13 protein-coding genes, 1 tRNA gene and 1 CRISPR repeat array are annotated in these 24,739 nt (G+C 41.6%); of the genes, 8 read left to right on the top strand and 6 right to left on the bottom strand.

What is annotated here, in order from left to right:
* Positions 1-94: 94 nt before the first annotated feature.
* A tRNA-Ala gene (locus tag HQ43_RS04850) sits at positions 95-168 on the top strand.
* Between the two features lie 420 nt (positions 169-588).
* Positions 589-10,704: direct repeats of the CRISPR family, unit length 30 nt; unit sequence CTATCAATCGTACCTTAGTGGAATTAAAAC.
* 104 nt (positions 10,705-10,808) lie between these two features.
* Here the strand turns inward: HQ43_RS04850 and HQ43_RS04845 are convergent.
* Positions 10,809-11,096, bottom strand: coding sequence for a hypothetical protein (locus HQ43_RS04845; RefSeq protein ID WP_036790480.1), 288 nt, complete (start codon positions 11,094-11,096; stop codon positions 10,809-10,811).
* Between the two features lie 164 nt (positions 11,097-11,260).
* Between HQ43_RS04845 and HQ43_RS04840 the strand changes: the two genes are divergently transcribed.
* On the top strand, positions 11,261-11,560 hold the full coding sequence (locus HQ43_RS04840) for a helix-turn-helix domain-containing protein (RefSeq protein ID WP_036790477.1): 300 nt from the start codon (positions 11,261-11,263) through the stop codon (positions 11,558-11,560).
* Positions 11,561-11,802: 242 nt separating this feature from the next.
* On the opposite strand, the gene HQ43_RS04835 is transcribed toward HQ43_RS04840, so the two are convergent.
* From HQ43_RS04835 to HQ43_RS04820, 4 genes are read right to left on the bottom strand one after another with little or no spacing between them, the layout of a single operon-like run.
* Positions 11,803-12,348 (bottom strand): hypothetical protein, encoded by a 546-nt coding sequence (locus tag HQ43_RS04835; RefSeq protein ID WP_052079495.1) that lies wholly within the window; start codon positions 12,346-12,348, stop codon positions 11,803-11,805.
* A gap of 5 nt (positions 12,349-12,353) precedes the next feature.
* Complete coding sequence (locus HQ43_RS04830) at positions 12,354-12,839, bottom strand: hypothetical protein (protein ID WP_152567486.1); 486 nt, start codon at positions 12,837-12,839, stop codon at positions 12,354-12,356.
* 11 nt (positions 12,840-12,850) lie between these two features.
* On the bottom strand, positions 12,851-13,318 hold the full coding sequence (locus tag HQ43_RS04825) for a hypothetical protein (protein WP_036790468.1): 468 nt from the start codon (positions 13,316-13,318) through the stop codon (positions 12,851-12,853).
* A 13-nt stretch (positions 13,319-13,331) separates the two neighbouring features.
* Positions 13,332-13,634: a hypothetical protein gene (locus HQ43_RS04820; RefSeq protein ID WP_036790464.1), complete on the bottom strand. Its 303-nt coding sequence runs from the start codon at positions 13,632-13,634 to the stop codon at positions 13,332-13,334.
* Between the two features lie 101 nt (positions 13,635-13,735).
* On the opposite strand from HQ43_RS04820, the gene HQ43_RS04815 reads away from it, so the two are divergent.
* From HQ43_RS04815 to HQ43_RS04800, 4 genes are read left to right on the top strand one after another with little or no spacing between them, the layout of a single operon-like run.
* On the top strand, positions 13,736-14,251 hold the full coding sequence (locus HQ43_RS04815) for a hypothetical protein (RefSeq protein ID WP_052103085.1): 516 nt from the start codon (positions 13,736-13,738) through the stop codon (positions 14,249-14,251).
* Positions 14,248-15,294 carry a hypothetical protein gene (locus HQ43_RS04810; protein WP_036790461.1) on the top strand — a complete coding sequence of 349 codons (1,047 nt, stop codon included), beginning with the start codon at positions 14,248-14,250 and terminating at the stop codon, positions 15,292-15,294. The genes HQ43_RS04815 and HQ43_RS04810 overlap by 4 nt, the downstream gene beginning before the upstream one ends.
* Entirely contained in the window at positions 15,282-16,346 is a 1,065-nt protein-coding gene (locus HQ43_RS04805) for a hypothetical protein (RefSeq protein ID WP_036790458.1), read from the top strand. Before HQ43_RS04810 ends, HQ43_RS04805 begins: the two co-directional genes overlap by 13 nt.
* A complete protein-coding gene (locus tag HQ43_RS04800; RefSeq protein ID WP_152567485.1) occupies positions 16,288-23,274 on the top strand; it encodes an ADP-ribosyltransferase-containing protein in 6,987 nt (2,328 codons plus the stop codon). Before HQ43_RS04805 ends, HQ43_RS04800 begins: the two co-directional genes overlap by 59 nt.
* 24 nt (positions 23,275-23,298) lie before the next feature.
* Here HQ43_RS04800 and HQ43_RS09880 read toward each other — a convergent pair whose 3' ends face one another.
* Positions 23,299-23,454, bottom strand: a complete 156-nt coding sequence (locus HQ43_RS09880) for a site-specific integrase (RefSeq protein WP_161785882.1) — start codon at positions 23,452-23,454, stop codon at positions 23,299-23,301.
* Positions 23,455-23,813: 359 nt separating this feature from the next.
* On the opposite strand from HQ43_RS09880, the gene HQ43_RS09660 reads away from it, so the two are divergent.
* Positions 23,814-23,981, top strand: a complete 168-nt coding sequence (locus HQ43_RS09660) for a ThiF family adenylyltransferase (protein ID WP_316931157.1) — start codon at positions 23,814-23,816, stop codon at positions 23,979-23,981.
* A 118-nt stretch (positions 23,982-24,099) separates the two neighbouring features.
* Positions 24,100-24,414 (top strand): helix-turn-helix transcriptional regulator, encoded by a 315-nt coding sequence (locus HQ43_RS04795; RefSeq protein ID WP_036790513.1) that lies wholly within the window; start codon positions 24,100-24,102, stop codon positions 24,412-24,414.
* Positions 24,415-24,739 lie beyond the last annotated feature (325 nt).

The following is a 24,739-nucleotide window of genomic DNA, read 5'->3' as shown; positions in this document are numbered from 1 at the left end:
ATGTAGAGGTCGGCAGTTCAAATCTGCCTGGGACTACGAAAGGACTTCAACCGGCGGGATTGGAGGGACAACAACGAGATAATTAACTCTTAAGGGGGGATTAGCTCAGCTGGCTAGAGCACCTGCCTTGCACGCAGGGGGTCGACGGTTCGAATCCGTCATTCTCCACAAAACAAAGAGAGTCGCAATGTTATCTGACATTGCGACTCTCTTCTTTTATACTCTCTTTCTACTCTTAAACTCATTAAGTTTCTGTTTAAACATTTAATTTTATTATCTTAGAAAAGGATATTCAAATACGAGCTACATATCCAATTCTTGATTCTCTTTAATTAAGTATCTGAAAATAAATCAGATAATTGGAATAAAATTCTCCCTTTGTCGTCTATCTCTACATTTGACCTGCATTTATTTCCCAAATTCTCTCAGAAATAGTTCCATAAAATCTGATTATCAAATTATTAGAGTTGTTGTCGACCTTCCACTCTTTTTCTATTATTATAGAACGACAACTTTTCCCTAAAATTTATCCCCTCTTTCTCTTCTCTATCCCTTTGTTTGCATCACTTTTTTCATGTAATTTTACGGCTATCAATCGTACCTTAGTGGAATTAAAACTCTGTTCGACATTATCAGTTATTTCTAAAACGCTTACTATCAATCGTACCTTAGTGGAATTAAAACCACTACCATATTATTTTATATTTTTCGGATGATTACACTATCAATCGTACCTTAGTGGAATTAAAACTTCGCTCGTGTCTCTCCAGTTGTGGTACGTCCCCAGCTATCAATCGTACCTTAGTGGAATTAAAACTCTCCGCGCTGCGCTTAGAGATCTCTGCGTCCTGTTTGCTATCAATCGTACCTTAGTGGAATTAAAACTGCTCGTCGGGGGTAATCATATAACCTTTATCGCCACTATCAATCGTACCTTAGTGGAATTAAAACTTACCTGCAATCTGAAAGAATTTCGATAGAAATTCTATCAATCGTACCTTAGTGGAATTAAAACTTTATGTACATTCGCTTTAGTTTCGCCCCCTTTGCTATCAATCGTACCTTAGTGGAATTAAAACTTCGGTGTTCGCCTCTTCGCTGTACACCTCTGCAAACTATCAATCGTACCTTAGTGGAATTAAAACACGCTTCAAGCATAGCTATAACGCCATCTATCTTATCTATCAATCGTACCTTAGTGGAATTAAAACGCGCTCGTGTCATTGACGATATATTTATACTCTCTTTCTATCAATCGTACCTTAGTGGAATTAAAACGATGCGGAGCCGTCTCGGTGCTTGTTGTGCTCAGAACTATCAATCGTACCTTAGTGGAATTAAAACGTGGTGGAGTCGGAGTATCGCACAGGCGTCAAGGCACTATCAATCGTACCTTAGTGGAATTAAAACGCCTGTCAGGTTCTCTTTTCTGTCGCTCGCTGCGAGCTATCAATCGTACCTTAGTGGAATTAAAACTCGAGCATCGACGCGAAGCTCATCTTGCTCAACGCTATCAATCGTACCTTAGTGGAATTAAAACAAGGACCCTAATATTTTGTATTGATTATGAATCCTTCTATCAATCGTACCTTAGTGGAATTAAAACCCTCGTGCAGAGCGGTATAGACGAGGCGGTTATATACCTATCAATCGTACCTTAGTGGAATTAAAACAACTCAGAACACATGAAATACCTAATAGATATTCCCTATCAATCGTACCTTAGTGGAATTAAAACTCTACCTCTTCGACAAAAACGGAAACAGAGGTATCGCTATCAATCGTACCTTAGTGGAATTAAAACGTAGCCGTCCACGACGACCGAGATAAGAGGCGTGGGACTATCAATCGTACCTTAGTGGAATTAAAACATGTGATGTAGAACAGTAACATTATAGCGGTATATCCTATCAATCGTACCTTAGTGGAATTAAAACCCGTGATGCGCTTTAAGTCCTCGACAGAGGGGGCAGGCTATCAATCGTACCTTAGTGGAATTAAAACACGGAGGCAAGCTGACGGAGAACGTAGTGCAGGCTATCTATCAATCGTACCTTAGTGGAATTAAAACATAGCTGGACGAGTAGAGCACCTAATAAAAGTGTTATCTATCAATCGTACCTTAGTGGAATTAAAACAAGAGATTACCTCGTGATGCAAGGAAGAGTCGTCGTCCTATCAATCGTACCTTAGTGGAATTAAAACATTATATACCTCAAGGTTGGAGCCTGGTTCGGGATGGTCTATCAATCGTACCTTAGTGGAATTAAAACGCTATTGGCTCCGATGCTCTGATGGATGAGAAATTTCTATCAATCGTACCTTAGTGGAATTAAAACTGTTCTTCAACATCATGCTCATAACCATACAAATTCCCTATCAATCGTACCTTAGTGGAATTAAAACAGAGGATTTTCAGCAGTACCCACTAACTGGTCAACACTATCAATCGTACCTTAGTGGAATTAAAACATTCCTAGAAAATCTTCAATAGCCATATTATAGGACTATCAATCGTAATCTATCAATCGTACCTTAGTGGAATTAAAACAGAGGATTTTCAGCAGTACCCACTAACTGGTCAACACTATCAATCGTACCTTAGTGGAATTAAAACGGCGTATCGCCGTCTATTACATCATAATATCTTAAAACTATCAATCGTACCTTAGTGGAATTAAAACGAGAGCAAGAGTTTTTCCTTGAAGCGTTGTAGCTTTCTATCAATCGTACCTTAGTGGAATTAAAACGACGCTCAACGCCTGTCCGAGCATCCTTTATCTTGCTATCAATCGTACCTTAGTGGAATTAAAACGAGTAGAGATTATGATCTTGGAGCCGACCGGGATCTTCTATCAATCGTACCTTAGTGGAATTAAAACGATGTCGTTTGCGGTTCTTTCGTTGACGAATTGCAACTATCAATCGTACCTTAGTGGAATTAAAACGCTGACACTCTTTCTAAAAATGCGCCCCCCGTAAATTCTATCAATCGTACCTTAGTGGAATTAAAACTACTTTTGTCTGTTCATAATGTCCACCCCATCGGATTCTATCAATCGTACCTTAGTGGAATTAAAACTTTTTGAGGGCTATAAAAAGAGGCTCTATTGTGAGAACTATCAATCGTACCTTAGTGGAATTAAAACCCTCCGTCTTACAAGAAATATCTGCGCTCCCTTTTCTTCTATCAATCGTACCTTAGTGGAATTAAAACCCTCGAAAACAAACTCATCCTGATAGACCCAACAGACTATCAATCGTACCTTAGTGGAATTAAAACAGTAGTTGTTTTAATTCTGCTGCACCGCCTACAAACTATCAATCGTACCTTAGTGGAATTAAAACTCGCTTCGCGCGACTTCTGCGCGACCTCCTCCGCTACTATCAATCGTACCTTAGTGGAATTAAAACTTCGGATGCTCAAACACTTCAAGGGCAAACACGCAGCTATCAATCGTACCTTAGTGGAATTAAAACCACTTAGGGTCTATATTCGATACTCCGAAGACCACGCTATCAATCGTACCTTAGTGGAATTAAAACATAGACCCAGTTAAGGCTTCTGTCGTGTCTGCCCTTACTATCAATCGTACCTTAGTGGAATTAAAACTAGCGTTCAGCAAGCTCCTTTTCATCAAGAACTTCCGCTATCAATCGTACCTTAGTGGAATTAAAACTACTGTCACACTTACCGATATAACTTCAGACACAGATCTATCAATCGTACCTTAGTGGAATTAAAACACCTATGCGACAGAGCTTGATGCTTCAAAGAGTACTACTATCAATCGTACCTTAGTGGAATTAAAACGCTGAGGTATTTAACCACAACAGCGGCTATCTCGACCTCTATCAATCGTACCTTAGTGGAATTAAAACCTGTGGTGCGGCTGGCTGGACATGGAAGGACTGGACACTATCAATCGTACCTTAGTGGAATTAAAACTTGCAAAGTAAAAATAAAACACCAAAACAATAAAGCACTATCAATCGTACCTTAGTGGAATTAAAACGTTGTGCAGTTCGGAGCGATCGACGTAGGGAGAGATACCTATCAATCGTACCTTAGTGGAATTAAAACCTGCTTGCCCGTGTTGCATTGCCCGGCGTGCGAACAACTATCAATCGTACCTTAGTGGAATTAAAACGAAAAAGGAAAGTACTTGTGGATGAAGGTGCGGACGCCTATCAATCGTACCTTAGTGGAATTAAAACTGGGTGGAGGCACGTCTTGGGTACACCCTTGACGGGCTATCAATCGTACCTTAGTGGAATTAAAACTTACAGCGAAGAAAGCGGCGGAGACAGGGTAGGCGCCTATCAATCGTACCTTAGTGGAATTAAAACTTCTCTCTCGAACAGGTTGCACAGGTGCTGCGATTAGACTATCAATCGTACCTTAGTGGAATTAAAACCAGCAGTGGCAAACATCAATATCAGGTCAAGCATTGCTATCAATCGTACCTTAGTGGAATTAAAACTTCTTCTCCGGGCAAAATATAACGGCTCGAAGAGAGCTATCAATCGTACCTTAGTGGAATTAAAACTCGAGCGACGATTCTTCCGAAATGCTCGAAGAATAGCTATCAATCGTACCTTAGTGGAATTAAAACACAGTCCATGCCGTATTTTGTTCCGTGATGCCGTCAGCTATCAATCGTACCTTAGTGGAATTAAAACTCTGGCATTTCGTGAATCTCTGCAACGCAGGAACCCTATCAATCGTACCTTAGTGGAATTAAAACCAGAGCAAGAAGATCCTCGAAGAAGCCCTGGAGAACGCTATCAATCGTACCTTAGTGGAATTAAAACCTATCCGAATCTTGAATACTTAGAGAGCACCGCCAGCTATCAATCGTACCTTAGTGGAATTAAAACCCTCACCCCGAAAGATGTGTCTTCCCTTGGCAAGCGGCCTATCAATCGTACCTTAGTGGAATTAAAACTACACCCTGCCTCGTGTGCCGTACAGCGCGTATAGACCTATCAATCGTACCTTAGTGGAATTAAAACAGGGGTGCGCGTGCAGGAGGGTAAAATATCTTACATCTATCAATCGTACCTTAGTGGAATTAAAACAAAATCAAAAAGATTATATTTGATGGTGGTATCGGTTCTATCAATCGTACCTTAGTGGAATTAAAACTAAAGGGCTGTTCAACGGTACGATAGCGAACAAGGGCTATCAATCGTACCTTAGTGGAATTAAAACGCTAAGAGTGCGGTAGCTATCAAGATTTGTGTAAATCTATCAATCGTACCTTAGTGGAATTAAAACTTGTGGGAGGGGAGGTCTGCGAGGTGTGCAGTGCGTCTATCAATCGTACCTTAGTGGAATTAAAACCCTGTTGGTTGTCCTTAACGCGGCGATCATCGTGTCTATCAATCGTACCTTAGTGGAATTAAAACATTGCGGATGCTAAACATAATAACCAAGAGCTTATCTCTATCAATCGTACCTTAGTGGAATTAAAACTCCGACATTATCAGTTGTTTTTGAAGCGACTTCGTACTATCAATCGTACCTTAGTGGAATTAAAACTTCGGGAAAAGACCTGCAAAATGGATAGAGCTTCCCTATCAATCGTACCTTAGTGGAATTAAAACCAAGCCAGCTCCGCGATCTTACCTTTCTGTCGGCGAACTATCAATCGTACCTTAGTGGAATTAAAACGCCGGACTCGCTGTGGTACATTGAAAAATAGAAACGCTATCAATCGTACCTTAGTGGAATTAAAACGCTCCATTTCATCTGAGAGCAACAAAAAGGCTCTTCTATCAATCGTACCTTAGTGGAATTAAAACCTTCTGTATAGACTTCGTATGTGTACTTCTTTTCGTTCTATCAATCGTACCTTAGTGGAATTAAAACATCTCATCTTTACAGATGCGGACGGCAACGAGGTGGCTATCAATCGTACCTTAGTGGAATTAAAACCAAGGCTTGTAACGAGGAGATCCTTGTCACCATATTCTATCAATCGTACCTTAGTGGAATTAAAACTTGCCCGTCCTCGTTTTTGACCTCGACCCTCATGTAACTATCAATCGTACCTTAGTGGAATTAAAACTCACAATATCCACCCCCTCGTTAACAGTGTCCGCCCCTATCAATCGTACCTTAGTGGAATTAAAACTTGCGAATGGGCTGAGTTCCAACGAAAAATACTTGACTATCAATCGTACCTTAGTGGAATTAAAACCTATCCGAATCTTGAATACTTAGAGAGCACCGCCAGGCTATCAATCGTACCTTAGTGGAATTAAAACATGCAAAGGGCAACAAGATAGACTTACAACCGACATACTATCAATCGTACCTTAGTGGAATTAAAACTCGAGATAGAAAGTGCGGGATTACGCGCTGTACATCTATCAATCGTACCTTAGTGGAATTAAAACATTCTGCTCTACTTGATGATGGTGATGATTATCCCACTATCAATCGTACCTTAGTGGAATTAAAACTGTGGCGTTTGCTACGATTGTATTCGTTCTCGTAGACTATCAATCGTACCTTAGTGGAATTAAAACAAGTCCAGCCCGACTATCTGCCCCTTGTTCGTTGTCTATCAATCGTACCTTAGTGGAATTAAAACAAAATAATCTATCAACTTTTGATTTGAGAAACGAAACTATCAATCGTACCTTAGTGGAATTAAAACATCACGATCGAGGAGATGGTGGACGCATTCTGGGTCTATCAATCGTACCTTAGTGGAATTAAAACGTATGGCATCGTAGGGGAACATTGTCAGCATGAATTTCTATCAATCGTACCTTAGTGGAATTAAAACGCCTTTGCGCATCGATATTCAGCTCAATAGCGAGCTCTATCAATCGTACCTTAGTGGAATTAAAACATGCACCGCAGAGCACTCCTCGAAGCGAAGCTGCGAGACTATCAATCGTACCTTAGTGGAATTAAAACCGAGACGAGGGATGAGTCCTTCTATGGTCTCGTCGACCTATCAATCGTACCTTAGTGGAATTAAAACAGCCAAGAACAATTCCATGCTCATCGGGAGTAATCACTATCAATCGTACCTTAGTGGAATTAAAACAAATAAGTTAGAAGCGAAACAAAGTTAAGCGAAAAACTATCAATCGTACCTTAGTGGAATTAAAACTCCGACCTTGCGAGTACGACAAGGCGATTAGAGATTTCTATCAATCGTACCTTAGTGGAATTAAAACCTATATAATGTAACTCAAAACCTCCGCCATCATACACCTATCAATCGTACCTTAGTGGAATTAAAACGAGAGTGAAGATTTTGAGGCGCTCGAAAAAGAGCTCTATCAATCGTACCTTAGTGGAATTAAAACCACTCAAAACGGAGGAGGTGTCCGACAAGGACGCCCCTATCAATCGTACCTTAGTGGAATTAAAACTACAGACTCAAGGGCTGAAGGTGTGCAACTCGGATGGCACTATCAATCGTACCTTAGTGGAATTAAAACAGTATCTGGTGATGTCGATCCTTGTTCTCATAGGAACTATCAATCGTACCTTAGTGGAATTAAAACACAGACGCAGGTAGCGTACGACACTCTCGGAGAGGGCCTATCAATCGTACCTTAGTGGAATTAAAACCGTAGAACTGGAACAGCCCACGAGCGCGGTCGTCCCTATCAATCGTACCTTAGTGGAATTAAAACGCATTAGATTAGTTATAAATCCTGTATTCACGATACTATCAATCGTACCTTAGTGGAATTAAAACATCGCAACTGTCGAGGAGTGCAAAACCATAGCAGACTATCAATCGTACCTTAGTGGAATTAAAACAGAATCCCGTTTGGGAGTTGGAGTATCCGGGTATACCTATCAATCGTACCTTAGTGGAATTAAAACCGGCGAGTCCGGCAGGTACACGATATTGTACCCTCTACTATCAATCGTACCTTAGTGGAATTAAAACACACCTCTTTATATGTCAAATGAAGATTTTCCATAAACGCTATCAATCGTACCTTAGTGGAATTAAAACATCGGCTCTTTTCATGAGCCATAGGGCTACTGCAAGCTATCAATCGTACCTTAGTGGAATTAAAACATACCCACAGCGCGTGTTCGGACTCGGAGATAGGGTCTATCAATCGTACCTTAGTGGAATTAAAACTCCCTTTTGCCTCCATGGTGCTCTCGTTGGTGGCACTATCAATCGTACCTTAGTGGAATTAAAACTGTCGGTTACGAATATTCTCAGCGTAGCGCGAGAGGTCTATCAATCGTACCTTAGTGGAATTAAAACTACAGGCGCTTTATCGCTTTCGCCTGTGCGCCTCGCTATCAATCGTACCTTAGTGGAATTAAAACTTACAGCGAAGAAAGCGGCGGAGACAGGGTAGGCGCTATCAATCGTACCTTAGTGGAATTAAAACCTCCAGCAGGTCGTGCAGGGTAGAGCCTGACCCCCCCTATCAATCGTACCTTAGTGGAATTAAAACGAGTCTTCTTATCGAGAGCAATACAGACGGGAGGTGTCTATCAATCGTACCTTAGTGGAATTAAAACTAAACGAGTTAATCTCCGTGCGCTTGCTGTCGATTACTATCAATCGTACCTTAGTGGAATTAAAACTAATACCCTTTCGGAGAGCGGGAGCTGTCATGCACACTATCAATCGTACCTTAGTGGAATTAAAACCCGTAAGGGGATGCGGGAGAGGTCGCAACACGCTGTCTATCAATCGTACCTTAGTGGAATTAAAACTCTTGTACATCACCTGCTCGTAATCGTACCCCGATGCTATCAATCGTACCTTAGTGGAATTAAAACCCCTTTCTAAAAATGCTAAAATGCGATACCGCGATACTATCAATCGTACCTTAGTGGAATTAAAACTCTCTCCTCTTGGGTGGATGCCGAACACGTGGGTCTATCAATCGTACCTTAGTGGAATTAAAACGCTAAAGAAGCAATTTGAGCGATGATAGCAACGACTATCAATCGTACCTTAGTGGAATTAAAACTTGCTACGATGCTTGCGTTTGTGAATACGATATAGCTATCAATCGTACCTTAGTGGAATTAAAACAAACGCCTTTCACACCACTCTCTAAAGCTACGGCGCTATCAATCGTACCTTAGTGGAATTAAAACACGGGGTCGGAGGTCGCGTGGTACAAGTCGGATGAGGGACTATCAATCGTACCTTAGTGGAATTAAAACTATATATATGCCGAGTCTTGGCGTATCTGAATGGTTCTATCAATCGTACCTTAGTGGAATTAAAACATTTTCGCCGTACCATCGTGGTACAGAGCGGTGCGAACTATCAATCGTACCTTAGTGGAATTAAAACGTTGCAAACTCTTCATATTCAGCAACATAGCAGGGTCTATCAATCGTACCTTAGTGGAATTAAAACGTCTGCGCGTGTTGCTGTCTCCGTACAGGTGTTTTACTATCAATCGTACCTTAGTGGAATTAAAACAGTACTTTAGTCGTGTCGATCTCAAACTCCGTCTTACTATCAATCGTACCTTAGTGGAATTAAAACACCCCATTTCGAGAAATAACGCGGAGTAGGGGTGTTCTATCAATCGTACCTTAGTGGAATTAAAACGAGGGCGTGAGCTATCGTATCTTTAGACACCCCTACTATCAATCGTACCTTAGTGGAATTAAAACACGATCAGTCTATGTCAGAGTATATGGACAAAATAACCTATCAATCGTACCTTAGTGGAATTAAAACGTAGAGCGTCTTAAAGATGTCTTCCCACTCTGTCTCCTATCAATCGTACCTTAGTGGAATTAAAACCGGTTTCGTTACTTCTCCCGTCGGTTTCTCTATCTGTCTATCAATCGTACCTTAGTGGAATTAAAACATTATGCACAGACTGGATTACTATGTTCGTTATTATTCTATCAATCGTACCTTAGTGGAATTAAAACGAGATTAAACTAGCTGCAATTAAAGGATTCATAATCACTATCAATCGTACCTTAGTGGAATTAAAACCATCAAGGCTTTCTGCCAGCCCTTCTGTCGAAATACTCTATCAATCGTACCTTAGTGGAATTAAAACGTTGGTATTTGATTGCACGGTTACCGTCTTCTTGCCCTATCAATCGTACCTTAGTGGAATTAAAACAATTGATAGCCACTATTGAAAGGCTATTCAAAGAAGCTATCAATCGTACCTTAGTGGAATTAAAACAGCAACTCGCGCCCGAACGCATTAAGCCTATCGACTATCAATCGTACCTTAGTGGAATTAAAACAGCTTATCACCCCCGAATGCCTTAAATGCACCTACCGCTATCAATCGTACCTTAGTGGAATTAAAACATGCAATAGCATCCATGTTCAATAAAGGAGCGGGAACTATCAATCGTACCTTAGTGGAATTAAAACCTCTTTCCTATCGGTTCGTTTTTGTCTTTCATATCTCTATCAATCGTACCTTAGTGGAATTAAAACGATCGGGCAAGACGACGACGGCTAAGAGTTTTTCGACTATCAATCGTACCTTAGTGGAATTAAAACGTCATATCGGTACCATATTTGGTTCGTTTCTATTTCTATCAATCGTACCTTAGTGGAATTAAAACGTCGTTCTTTATTTTTTCGTCAGAACGAGATACAAATCTATCAATCGTACCTTAGTGGAATTAAAACCTTCAAACATGACGGAGTAGTCGATCGTCCCATCGTTCTATCAATCGTACCTTAGTGGAATTAAAACAATAGGGAGCTTCTTGCACATATAGCACTTAAACAACACTATCATCGTACCTTAGTATCTTCGCTATTATTTGTTAGCATATTTGCTTTTATTGTTTCAAGTTTTTATTCTTCTCTGAAAATCAATGTGTTATCTTCATCTCCTACTTCGATGTAGAAGATATTGTAGTCTTGTATCTTGTTCAAGAAGCGTTCGTATTTTTCTTTTTGCTCATCTGTGAGACTTGTGTCGAAATCTTGCTCAAAATCTTCATCAAAAAGAAATCTGAAGAAGTTAGAATCAGATTGAGCTTCAAGCTCTATATACTCTTTTAGAGAAACCTCGTGAGTGTTAGTTTGTTTCTCGTAATTCTCTTTTAGAATTTTGATTTTGTTGCTGTTAATAGTTTTCATTGCTGTTTTTGTTTTTAGGTTTATACTTGTGTTTCATCTTTGTACTGCAAAGGTACGCTCATTTTCTGAACTATGCAATAGATAATTCAGAAAATACACTTATTTAACTTTATTTAATACACTTATGTTCTGTACTCATTATTATATAGTAGTATATTTGCAGTATGGAAGAAGAAATCGTAAAACTCAGAATAAAAGAGATACTTAAGGAGCGAGGTATGCAAGCGAAAGACCTTGCTGAAAAGCTTGGGAAAAGCAAGTCGTATATCAGCGATGTGATGAATTGTAAGAAAGGTATATCTATATCCTCTCTTACAGATATTGCTCGTGCTCTTGATGTTGAGTTTCGAGATCTATTTGCGTACACGCATAAAAGCGAAGTGATTGGAGTCGTGAGGGTAAACGATGAGACTTACACAATAAACAGCATAGAGGATATTAAGAGGCTTGCAGAAAGCCTTTAATGTTTTGCTACAATCGAACTTTGAGAGGAATTAAAACAACGGGCTATGGAGACCGCTCGTGCGACCTTTTAACTCTATCAATCGTACCTTAGTGGAATTAAAAGAAATCAAACAGTACTCGCTTGGCATACCGTAAGATCCGCCAGCGAGTCATTTTTTTATATAAAATCAGAACAATAAAACAGGGACGAAAGTACAACGCTCTCGCCCCTGTTCTATAATAGCCCGATCTGGAAGTTGTGTCAGAAAGGTCTCTTCGGTATTCTTGCCTTGCCTGTTGCGCCTGTCAGGGCGGTTTTAATCTTCTTCTTGAGGTCTTCTACCTTTATCGTCCACTCCGGCTTGAGGTGTGCATAAGTGATGCTTATCCAGTCTTCTACAGCTCTGCATACAAGATACTCATGTATAAGTGTTTGCAGTAGATTTGCTGTTGTGATGGAGAATTTGTCATGCACGTTCATTGTTACATGATAAGACTCCGGAACATGGAACTCATTAGTGTATTCGCTCTTGTCGTCCACCTCATCCTTTGTAATTCTGTAGAGTAGTTCTACAACCTCATCAAACGCAAGATTCAGTACCCTTGTAACCCTGTCAATATTCCCATCTTGAGCAACATCTATGGTCATGTGTCTTGCGTTTTCTATCTCTTCGCTGATTACCTGCCCCTGGACGTAGCAATAATTAGAGATGTCGTACAACAGAGCCTCACGACCGAAGCAGTATTGCAGCTTCTTCTTCCCTGCCTGTATCTCTAAATCACGGGGTATGTATATATGATAGCTCATTGTTATTATGACCTCACGGGTCTTTTTCTCTGATGTATAGATCTGATAAGGTTGTGTACGTTCTCTTGAGACTTCGCGAGATACGTTGCAGAACCTTCTTTGTTCGTAAGGTCAAACCAGTCTGCTATTGATTTGTTAACTATGTACTGATGCGCCTCTGTTGCGATTGTATTTGCGGAAGCGGTGTTATAATTCTCCGGCATGGAGAGCGCCAAAGTGATATCGCTACTTGAAGAAATCAGGTTGTTTGAAGCAGTTGAGCTGCTATCTTCAATGTATTCAGATAGTATTGATCTGAGTTTGTTATAGTGATCTCCGATACTTCTAAGTATTTGATTTAGTTCTTCTTCGTCATTGTTGGCCTGCATATATGCAGCTTTGTCATGATTCCCATCGTCTCTCTTCGATCTACCTGTCAAAAATGTTTTGTTCTGTATGTCATAGATCATCTCTGAGATGTGTAGTGTAATCGTTAGATTTTTTCGTGCCATTTTATTCTGTTTTATATTGATACTCGTTTTGGCTTTGCTCTGTAATATATGAGAGCCTTAATTTCTTTGAGTTGCCCAAGTGCTTGTTGTACGTAAGAAGAAGCAATATTCTCTTCTTTTGTCATTGTGAGCCATCTGCTTGATATAGAGTTGATAAAGTAAGAATATATAGATGTCTCTATGCTGCTTCTTAGGTTTGTGTCGAAGTTCGACGGCATAGAGAGCGTGAGTGTGTAGTTGCTTGAAAGATCCACTTTCGATGTTACCTTTTGAGTGCTAACTTCTTTTATGTACTCTTTAACCACCTGAGTGATCTCATCGCAAGTGCTGACCCAAAATGTCTCAAGCATCAGCCTGTCTGCATCAGATGTAAATACTTTTTCGTATGTGCTTTCGTCGTTCTTCGCTATATAAGACGTCGTCTTCGAGACCTCTTCATAGACAGACGTCTTTTTTATTGTTATGCTTATCTCTTTCATTATTCGTTATTCGTTATTCGTTGTTGTCTGCTTTCGATAGTTCAACGAGTTTGTCTTCTATTGTTTTAACCTTGATAGTTTGATCTTCAAACTGCACACTTTGCAACCTGGGTGCGCAGTATGGAAGAATTGCGACAAACGTTCTGCAATAATTTACTTCATCAAGAGCGTTCATTCTCTGTATAAATGTTTCCATGTTATTATCAACAAAGTCCTTTATCATAAGACGAACCTCTCTTGTGATAACATTTTCAGATCCTTTTTGTCTCCCTCCTCTTCTGACGCCTTTTTGTTTCGTCTCTTTGCTATTATCCATCTCTCGATTAAATACTTACGAGTTTAATATCTGCAACACTTCTACAAATATCGTATCGTACTTTCGCTCTTAGATTACAGATATTAAATTCATATAAGTATATGTTACCAATCGCAATTGGAGCCGGAATGTCCGTTCTTGGAAGTGTCCTCGGCGGCGTCCTTCAGGCAAATGAGATGAGAAAAGCGCAACAAGATCTTGAAAGCAGAAAGCAAGCGAATAAAGATCTGTTCGATAGAAGGTACAATGAGGATGCAACTCAGAGAGCATCTGCTCTCAGAATGATCAACATGGCTTCTGACGCTATCCGCAACAGATCTAACAGGTCGGCAGGGGCTCAGGCTGTAACGGGCGCAACGAATGAAGCAATAGCGCTTGAGAAGGAGACCGCCAACAAGGCTATGACAGATGTCGTTTCTGACATTGTGGCGCAAAACGATTATAGAAAAGGTGCGCTTGAAAGAGCCTTCTTAAATAGAGATGAGGCGTTCAATGCTCAGGTCGCTCAGATGAAACTCCAGAGAGCGCAAGGTGTTGCTGATGCTGTGAGAGGTGTCATGAGCGCCGGTGCTTCTTTTGCTGCCAATCCGCTCTTGTCGAAAGGAGGAAAGCAATGAGAACGATAGACGCAATAAGCAAAAGAAGAACATCGGTCCGGCAGGATTCCGGCACTGAACCCAAGCAAGGAACTGCGATCTCAGCCCCGACACTTCAACCCATATCTACTGCTCCGGCTATTCTGCCAAAGGTGGAATCAGATGTTGTTGTGAAAGCTCCAAGCACAAAGATGTCCTACCAGGATGCTATAGATATATTAAATCAAAACCACGAAAAGAAGGAAGAAGAGATTGCAAAAAGAGAGGGCAGGAATATGCTGCTTGCTTCAATAGGCGATGGCATATCTGCTCTATCTAATCTATTCTTTGCATCTAAAGGAGCATATAGTACATACGACCCTCGTAATAGCCTCTCCGGAGCTCTACAACAGAGATATGATAAATTGAAAGCTGAAAGGGATAGAAATAGAGATGCCTATATCAACTATTCTTTGAGAGCTCGCCACTTCGACGATCAGAGAGCAGATCAGGATAGACGCTACAATCTTGCTACACAAAGAGAAAAACGAGATGCACAAGAGCAAGACGAGAGAATGAAAAGGGACAGAGAAAACCAAATAAACAGGGCTGCCCTTGATTATTATAAGATAAACGCAGCCAAATCGGATGCTGGCAGAAAGGAAGTGGAGGCTGCTTATCAGAAAGATCTGTCGCAGAGTCAAATAGACAGAAACAGGGCGGCAGCGTCAAGCAGCAGGGCTTCTGCCACTAATAGCCTGGCAAGTGCGGAGAAACACAAAAAGGGTAAGACGATATCTATCCCGATAGACGGAGAGATTGTTGATATTGAGGCAGGTAGGATCAATTCTGCGACAATCGGGAAAGGTTTTGCAGACTTAGGTCTCAGCGATGAAAGAGAGGTCAGGTCTACACGAGAGAATCCATATCAGGGCAAGACGACCACCGTATCTCGAAGAAAACTTACAGACGACGAAAAGCTTGTACACATTATAAATGAAGCAAACAATGGAAATGAGAGGGCGAGAGAGTTTGTGTACAAACTCGCCGGGAAAACAAAACCTAAAGCAACATGGAGATGGTGAAAGCGCAAGATAAAGAACTGAAAAGAATATATCAAACACTGTCGAAGAATTTCGATGGCATAGGATCTGAAGATGAGTTCAAGAAGAGAATGCAAGATGAGGGTAGCCGAAGGAAAGTCTTCGACTACCTTAAAAGCATAGACGGTAGTCTGAAAGACTTCGACACATTCTCTGATAGAATTGTTGTCCGTCCCAATCTCAATATGAGAGTATCTAACGAGTATGGGGAGGAGGAATTTCTGCCAAGGCGAGGAAGTAAAACAACCATACAAGATAATTCAAAAGACGGGTCCCCTTCTCAGAGAAACAGCACTCCCATAAGACGATTTGATGAAGGTTTTATGCAGGGAGGTAAGGCGCTTATACAAGGTGGGAAGGCGCTCGCAGGAGAGACTGCAAATCTATTTACCGGATCAAGCCGTGATGCCTCGGAGGCCATCAAGGTGTTGAATGATTTTGACGCTCTTGGAATAGACATAGACAGCTACGAAAAATCTTTGGGTGCCAAATTAAAGTATAGAGACTATCTGTACAGCAAAGCGCGCAGGGAGTGGGGGGATATGTCTAAAAAAGATAGAGGCTTTATATCTGAGGCTTTGTGGCGCATCAGCAACCCGGAGCCACAGAGATACCAATATAACAAGGAAGATAATAAGGGCGCCATTAAAGCTCTGAGGAAGGCAATAGAAGAGTCCGGAGGGGACAAGAAGAAGGCGATCGAGATACTATCAAAGTGGTCTAAAGACGAGACATGGGGTGATAAGATTATATCAGAAGCGGGCAAAGAGCTTTCAGAGCAGAGACCGGTAGAAGGCGCTGCATGGTTTGGCAGTCTTTATCTCTTAGCTATTCTGCCGTTTTCGAGCTTTATATGTAGAAGGCGCTGCATGGTTTGGCAGTCTTCTCCCCCAGATGGTGCCCAATATAGCGGCCGTCGCAAGTTCATTACATCCTGCCACGAGACCTCTTGCAAGGCCTCTTGCGCAGATAGGAATGGGCGGTATGACTGCTTCTGCGGCAGGACAAGCAATGGCGGAAGCCAGACAATATAGCGAGCAAACAGGAAAGAATATAAGCGACAAGGATGTTTGGAAATCCGGCTTCACATCCGGAGCCATTGAATATGCAACTGAGAAGATTCCCCTTGATTATTTCTTCGGCTGGCTAAAGAAGCCTGGAGTTAAAAATAGCATCGGGGATGCTGTCGGTAAGGTTGTTGCGGATAATCCCACAGCACGGCAAGAGATGTCTAAGCTTGCAGAAAAAGCAAGCAGAGAGCTTGGAGCGGATGCTTTTGGGAAGAAAACATTACTGCAACTCGCTAAAGATTCAAGTGTTGAGGGTGCGAGTGAATTCGCTGCTGAATACCTTGGAGCATTTGTTCCTGTGATATATCAAAACCCGGAAGATTATCCTACGCTTAGCGAGGCACTACGCAATGGATTCGAGGGAGCAAAAGCAGGTCTTTTCATGGGTGGCGTTATTGGGGGGCCTAATAGGATTGCTGCCAATTACGTTAACAAAAAGAGACGACAAGCACAGGGAGAGGTTCATGTGGTGGAATCTAAGGATGGGAAGATATCGGAAGTCTTAGGGCTTGACAAGGACAATAATTTGATTGTTCAGGATGCTGATGGCAACCAGTCTTTTTTAGCGCAGAGCAATATTGCAGAATATACCTCTATCCCTTTTGAGCAATTCAGCAAAGGATTTTCCGATCAGGTAAATAATATTGCAGAGAAGAGCAGAGAAGAGGGGTATAGCATAGAAGATCCTACTCAGAAAAATCAAGCAAAGATGCTCTATGATAAGAGCAGAGAAGGAGTAGAGTCTATTTGGGGAGGAGATCCGGATGAGGAGCTGTTGAAATATGGCAATACGCCTGCAGAGCAATTGCAATCATTGAGTGAATCGGGAGCAGACGAGAAGACCATACAGGCAGTATCCGACTATATCAATGCTCGATCCGCATACGAAGGTATGATTGATAAAGTCATAGAGAGTGTAGACCTGAAGATTGCTCAAGACAGAGAGACGATTCAGTCTAATGCCAATAAAGATGGTAACGTATATTCCGCAAAAATACACGGAAGAGATGAGACTGAGTACTATATCGTTGGTGGGGACATTCATCTACTCGAAGACGGCAGCGGAGATGTAGATAAAGAAAGCAGCAGCGGAAGCGTTGTTGTTAAAGATTCATCAACAGGAGCGCTTGAGATGGTCTCTATAGATCAGCTTTCAGGCGTACAATCTACGCCCATTGAAGATCTCCTTTCAAAGCTTGAAACAACTGTTCGACAGAATGAAATGCAAAGGCTTGCGGGAGAGATAGATGGAGATCTGCCTTTCAATCCCGGAGATGTGTATGAGATAGATGGACCGGATGGCAGTACAAGTTCTGTGCAAATTCTTCAAAGCAATCCGGATGGATCTGTTGTTGTTTCTGATGGACACAATCAAGAGGTTGCCAAACGAGAGGATGTGCAGGCGCTTGTTGATCTGAAGAAGAGAAACGACCTATTCGGAAGAGCAAAAGACGAGGGCAATGAATCCCGGATGCAATACGAGCCGGGGGATGTTGTACGGCTCGGTGATGGAATTGAGGGGGAAGTCGTTCGTGGAGAAGATGCGGATGGCAATATACTTGTAAGAGTAGAGAAAGATGGGCAAGAGTCGGTCATTCAGTACCCATCAAAAGACATCGGAACGACTGATGTAAAAGATTCTGCTAATGATGTTTATATCCCTGATAAGATCGAAAATGAATCTGACTCAGAAGAACAAAATAAGATAAAGCCTCCTGTTGATAAAAATGGAAATATAGATTATGACTCCATTGGTGATGCGCAGATGTACGCAGATGCTCTTGTGTCTGAATTTCCGGACGACGTATCTCTGCAGTCCGAGATTATCAATGATGAGGTGGATAGGATTCAAGCGCAGATAGATCATATTTCTTCTCCTGAACAATCGAAAGGGAAAAGGAGGATTGAGATAGAGAGAGAAAAGAAAGCCTTGAAGGAGAGACTCCGAATGCTCAAACAAGCAGAGGAACTTCTTAATCCTAAAGATATTCAAGAGGATGAGACATCTGTTAGTGTTGCAGAAGATATAGATGCCTCGGAAGACAAACAGCAAGGCGATAATGAATTAGAGGATGAAGTTCCTGTTTCTCCTTCTATAGAAGAGATGAGGGAGAGCATAGATACCAATCCCTCCGAGGCGCAGAAAGAAGCCGGCAACTATAAGAAGGGACATGTCAAGGTGGATGGATTTTCTATTACAATAGAGAACCCTAAGAATAGTGAGAGAAGCGGAAAAGACAAAGATGGAGCGGCATGGAGCGTAACCATGCAAAATGACTATGGATATATACTTGGAACCAAGGGCAAAGATGGAGACCATATAGACATATTCTTGTCCGACTCGCCGGAGGAGGGGTCTGTCTTTGTTGTAGACCAAATAAAAGAAGACGGATCTTTTGATGAACACAAGGTAATGTATGGCTTCTCCGGTATAGAGGAAGCCAAGGCAGCATACTTATCCAACTATTCACCCGGATGGAAAGGTCTTGGCAATATAACAGAAGTTTCTAAAGAGAATTTTAAGAAGTGGATAAAGTCATCCAAAAGAAAGACCAAGCCGTTTGCGGAGTACTCTTCTATGAACAGGGAGGAGAAAAATCCGGACTATCTAAACGAGTTGGAAGAGTTCAGAAAACAGACGGACACGAGCGGACGGACGAAGATAGACGAGGCAGCATACGATTCTGAAGAGTTGTACGCTCCTTTATTGGTTAATGGGATGCCGTCAAAATTGGCTGTATTAACGGCGGTATCAGACAATATAACAGACCCGGCTATTCAGATTGCCGTCTATGACTATTCTGACGAAATAGATGAAAAGACAAATGAGGGATGGCAGAAATGGGCAAACCTTTCAGATGAGTATAATAGTGGAACCAAAGCCCCCGACAAGGCAATAGAACGAGGAGATACAGGCTCATTGGGCTTTAGAACGGTAGATGCTGCTTTGGAGTTTGCAGATTGGTTTGAAAAGAAAAAGGCTGGTAGTATCTTGTTTAGAGAGGGTCAGACGAATGTTTATTCCGACGAGGAGCGGAGCATAATATCTAAAGCAAAGGACGAGGGGATATTTATGCTTGCTCCCAATGGCAATCCTACAAATCTCAATGAAAATCAGTGGGTGCAAGTTCGTACCAAAGCTTTCAAAGATTGGTTCGGAGATTGGGAAAAGGTTGCGAGGGTTGAGAAGTTGCGCAAGAGCAGTCCTGTGTCAATATCAGGCACGGAAATAGAGGCGAGCAAAGATCTCAAGCAATACAAGAAGAACGCGTTTGAGTACGGCAAAAGCTTGCAGGGCGTCTATGTCAACCGGGACACAGGCAAGAAGATAAGCTTACAGCGAGGTCGCAAGCGAGGTGGTCTCAATGAGGTCTTGCAGCATGATTACAAGAACACTGAGCACCTCCAGAGCATAGCGGCAATTCCAGGTATCATTGAGAATGCCATCTATATTGACAGCGCAGACAACACGGATAGAAAGGTCAATGCTCAATCATTCGACTATTATGTTGTAGGGATACAGATCGGCGGCGTTGATTACACCGTCCGTGCGGTTATGGTTAATACCAAGAGCGGTGAAACTTACTATGATCACAAGTTGTCAAGTATTGAAAAAGGAAAGCTCCTTGACCTGATAGCAAGACAAGGAGCCTACAACAGCGATTTTGGCACAACGCCCGACACGAAGTCTACTATCGCTGATCTTTCTAAGGTCAAAGATACAAAACTTGTTTCTCTTTTGCAAACCAACACCTCAAAGGTTGTCGACGAAAATGGAGAGCCAATGGTGGTGTATCATGGAACATTATCGAAAAGTCTGACAGAGTTCAGCAAAGATTTTATAGGCAGTCGTTATAGCTTTGATGATAAAGGGTTCTTCTTTATCAGTAGCAAGAAAATCGCGGAAGATTATGAGACATCAGAGTTTGATTCTTCTCAAAAGGGAGAAGTTGTTGATGCCTATGTGGAGCTGAAGACTCCACTAATAATTGATGATAATTGGTGCAGGAAAAACGGACTTGGCAAAAACATATTCAAAGATTATGATGTAATAGGTTTTTGGGATAGTTACCAATCTTTAATTATAGAAGAGTCTGAAAACAATGATGGTGTGATCATTTATGATGGGAAGTCCTCTATGGTTGTTGCTTTTGAACCTAACCAAATCAAGTCTGCCTCAGAGAATGTCGGTACATTCTATTCTGAAAATCCAAGCATACTATTCAGAGAAAGCGATACGCCGCTAAGAGAGTCTGAGGAAGATATCTTCGCGAGAGGTCAATTATCTGATAATATTCCTGAAGACTTCGCCTCTGTACACTTCGCCTACGAACCCGGACTTAGACACATATATGCTAACCCGGAGGCGTACGACAAGTTGGAGGCGATGTATAAAGAGAATGGCGGATATTTGGAAGAAGGGTGGGAATATGAGTTCTCGCCTGAAGATTTTACCCTGAAGAAAGGGTATGTGTGCTGCAAATCTTCAAATGAGTATGAGTATCCTGCTATGATCCCAGGAGCCGGTGATGACAGCTATTGCGTATTCTTCGAGGGTGAAGAGGTCGCAAGGATATATGATGGTGTCGTGGCAAAGGTTGGCAAACTGCTTGATGTCTGGAAAAGGCAAAAGGGAGGGAGCTACGAAAAGATGGGTGTGCAAAACCCAAACACCGAAGGTAAGGAAGTTAGGTCTAGAGATGCAGACTTATTAGACAAGGAATATTTTGACGCTGTGAACGCAGGAGATCTGGAGACGGCGCAAAGACTTGTCGATGAGAGGGCTGAAGAGACGGGATATACTCTATTAGATGATTACAGAGACGGACATCACGCGCCATCTTCAGGTGTAGAAAAGGAGGATTTTTCAAACATTGAGGTCCTGAAAGAAGATGTTGAAGAAAATGGAGGAGATACCAATCTGTTTGCCGTTGCTCATGGTGTGCACAATCAGCCGGATGATTACTTCTCAGATAGAGGGGCAAGGCTCTATATGTATAATGACACAGCAGGGAGGGAATCTCAAGCCGCTATTGGTAGTGTTATTAGAAATATTCAATACCAACTAAAGAATAATGGATCTGTAACAGATATGCCGACAATAACGGTGTATCGTTCTGTCCCTTCCGATGTAAAAGACAGCCTGTTGCAAAGCGAAGGGCAGTGGGTTTCTCCCTCAAAAACCTACGCAGAAGCACATGGAGATGCTCGATTTGGAATCGGGAATCACAAGATCATAGAACAAGAGGTCAGAGCAGATCATCTTTGGTGGGATGGGAACGATATCAGAGAGTGGGGATTTGATGATGGAGAAACATACAGATATAAGAATACTTCTAATAATGTAAAGAGGCATGATGCTGTAGTTAGAGATGATGCCGGAAATATAATCCCTTTGTCGAAGAGATTTGATGAAAACAATTCAGATATCCGCTTCCGTCAAGGTGCGAACAAGGGAGCCGGTAACAACGCAGAGCGGATCGAGCAAGCGGTAAAAGAGCTTGCAGAAAAGCTTGGAGGAAATATACGAATCGTCAAAGATGTAAGAGAGATCAAGAGCCTCAACAAAGGGACGGAGATTCGCATGCGACGAGCAAAAGGATGGTATGATCTGTCTTCCGAAGAAGTCGTTCTACTGCTTGAAAACGCCACAAGCGAGGCAGATGCGAGGGCTACTGTTTTTCATGAGGTGGTTGGTCATAAAGGTTTGAGAGAGTTGTTCGGTGATGATTTTGATGCTTTCCTTGATAGAGTTTATAGTCAAGTCTCTGTTAAATCGAGGGAGCGTATCAACGAGAAAGCAAAGAAAAAAGGCTGGGACTTCCGCGTGGCGACAGAGGAATATATGGCAGAACTCGCAGAAAGAGGTTTCTCCGATAATGAGGAGCATTCTTTTTGGAGGAAAGTGAAAAGCCTGTTCATGCAACTTCTGGACAAGACGAGTGTTAAGCTTGGATTCTCTTTGACGGACGATGATCTCAGGTATATTCTGTGGCGGAGTTATAAGAAGATGACCGATAAGAGCTTACTTGCGGAAGTGGACAATGTCTCTATGAAAAACAAACTTGGTATAGGCACTTTTCGACAAAAAGGTAGAATACCGGAAAATAACTACCGGGATGAAGAGAGACCTGTCGCCGGAGTGGCGAGAGAGTATTACGAAGAGAAGGTCAAAGGTTTCGGATATAAGATGATGGAGGGATATGTGGATCATTCAAGGGGACTGTTAAAGTTTCAGGAGGCTCTTGAGAAAGAGCACGGCAAGCCAATCGAGGCTTACGAAAATGCCTATCTCGGTCTTAACAGGTTGAGCAGCGTTAATACTTTTGATATGGAGGATTATATGCTTAACTATTTCAAACCTCTCGTGAAAAGCGTTGCCGATGTTTCCGATAAGAGCAAAAGCGGATATAATGATCTTTGTAACTACCTCATCGCAAAGCATGGTCTTGAGCGCAATGAATATATGGCAGAAAAGAAAGCTGTAGAGGCATTGTTCAAGGGTAAAGATGTAGATTCGGAGTTGGCAAGAAAAACAAAAGAGAGCCTCTTGAATGAGAAGGAGGCTCTAAAGAAGAAGCTTGAAGACAGAGAGATTTCTACTGCAGAGTTCAGAAGAGATCTTGAAGACTTGAGGCATAGATGCCTCCCAAGGTATAGGAGATATAGAGCTATGGACCACTCAGGACTGTCGGCCTTAACCGGCGACACTGTAAATTTTGAGTCGTTATCCAAAGACCTTGTTTCGGAGTACGAGAAGGGACGAGAGTCGGAAATACAAGGATTATGGGATAAGATTAGGTCTGCGACAGGCGAGACTCTGAAGAAAGCATATCATAGCGGCCTGATCAGTCGTCAGCAGTATGACCACATAAGTGGGATGTATCAGTAAGTTATTATTATCCACATTACTGTCCTAGAGGGCGACCAAATCGGAATACCTCGACCCTGTCTCACAAGCAAACACAAATAGGTCTCGGATAATTACAGACAGCCCTTTAAGATCAAGGTTGTACAAACGCTCTATCTCATCATCGGACGAAGCAACCGTTGTAACCTCCTCAATGCCCATCTTGTAGTCCGAGTAGTCTCTGCGGACATCATATCCATCACGCTTGAGGCGATTTAAGGTTGAGATGATTGCTTGTATTATTTTGACGACCGTGTTGTGTCTAAGCTCATAGTTCTACCGCACAAAAGAAAAGAATGCTTTGACCAGCAGATAGCTGAAATCACTATTATTCACCTCCGTACCTATATAGGCTTCGAGGTATTTGGCGGTGTTGCGCAGTGTGCTTTTCATGCTCGCTGCGCACCTTCTTTGCGAGGAGGAGATATTCAAATAAGCATATCTGTCAGAAAATCAAAATAATAAGTCTTCATAAATAGGAAAGGGATTACGACTTGTCTACGAGCGAACTTCTTTCATTAATGATGATTACTATGTGCCGATATAATAGAAATAGAATCTATGTTTCAGATCAGCAACAGACAACGATTAAATCTTTCAAGGTTCTACTTGCAGGGTGTGGCATAGGAAGTAATATAGCCGAGGCTCTACTGCGCCTCGGCTTTGAGACAATTACGCTAGTTGATTGAGATATTGTTCAAGAGAGTAATCTAAAGTGCCCAAATTATATGCTTTAGCTTTTTTAGTATATAAAATTGTATGCCCGTATATATAAAGAGTTATATTTACGTAGTAAAACAAGAGGAGATGAGAATAAAGGATGTCTTAAAAGAAAAAGGTATGACCTATCAGATTCTTGCAGATGCAATGGAGGTGTCTTTGCAATCTGTCAAGAGGATGCTTAACGCAGAATCCATTACAACCACAACAGCCGAGAGAATAGCCAAAGCAGTCGGGGTGCCTGTGTGGGAGCTTTTTGTTAAAAGGGAGGAAGTTATAGGAGAAGATCTGATAGCACTTGTCTCCCATAAAGGGAACTACTATAAAGCGGAAACAATATCGGAGCTTGAAAATATAGTAGAGTCAATAAAAAGCGATAACGGGCTTGTAGAAAGCCTTTAATATCTCTATATTTGCGACAAATCAAATCTTGAGAAGAATCAAAATTCCTGTTAGTTGATCTCTTTGTTGATTTGTCCTTTGATTTATCAATCGTACCTTAGTGGCAAAAATATAAAGGATATTGGCTATATCTGTTGTTCTATCAATTGTGTATTAATGATTTGAAAGAATAGAGAGAATTAATCTCTAATTACTTGACAGCATAATGTTATCCTTGAGGAAAGATGATATTTGATTTTTTGCACAGATAAGTCAGGTCAAGAAAAATTTTTATGGATTTTCTTTTCTACCTTTGTACTCTTCTAATTACAAGGATTTTGAACAA

Origin of the sequence: Porphyromonas canoris, from assembly GCF_000769115.1 — a bacterium.
GTDB lineage: Bacteria > Bacteroidota > Bacteroidia > Bacteroidales > Porphyromonadaceae > Porphyromonas_A > Porphyromonas_A canoris.
The sequence above is the reverse complement of the archived record's forward strand: the minus strand, read 5'-3'. Positions and strand labels throughout refer to the sequence as shown.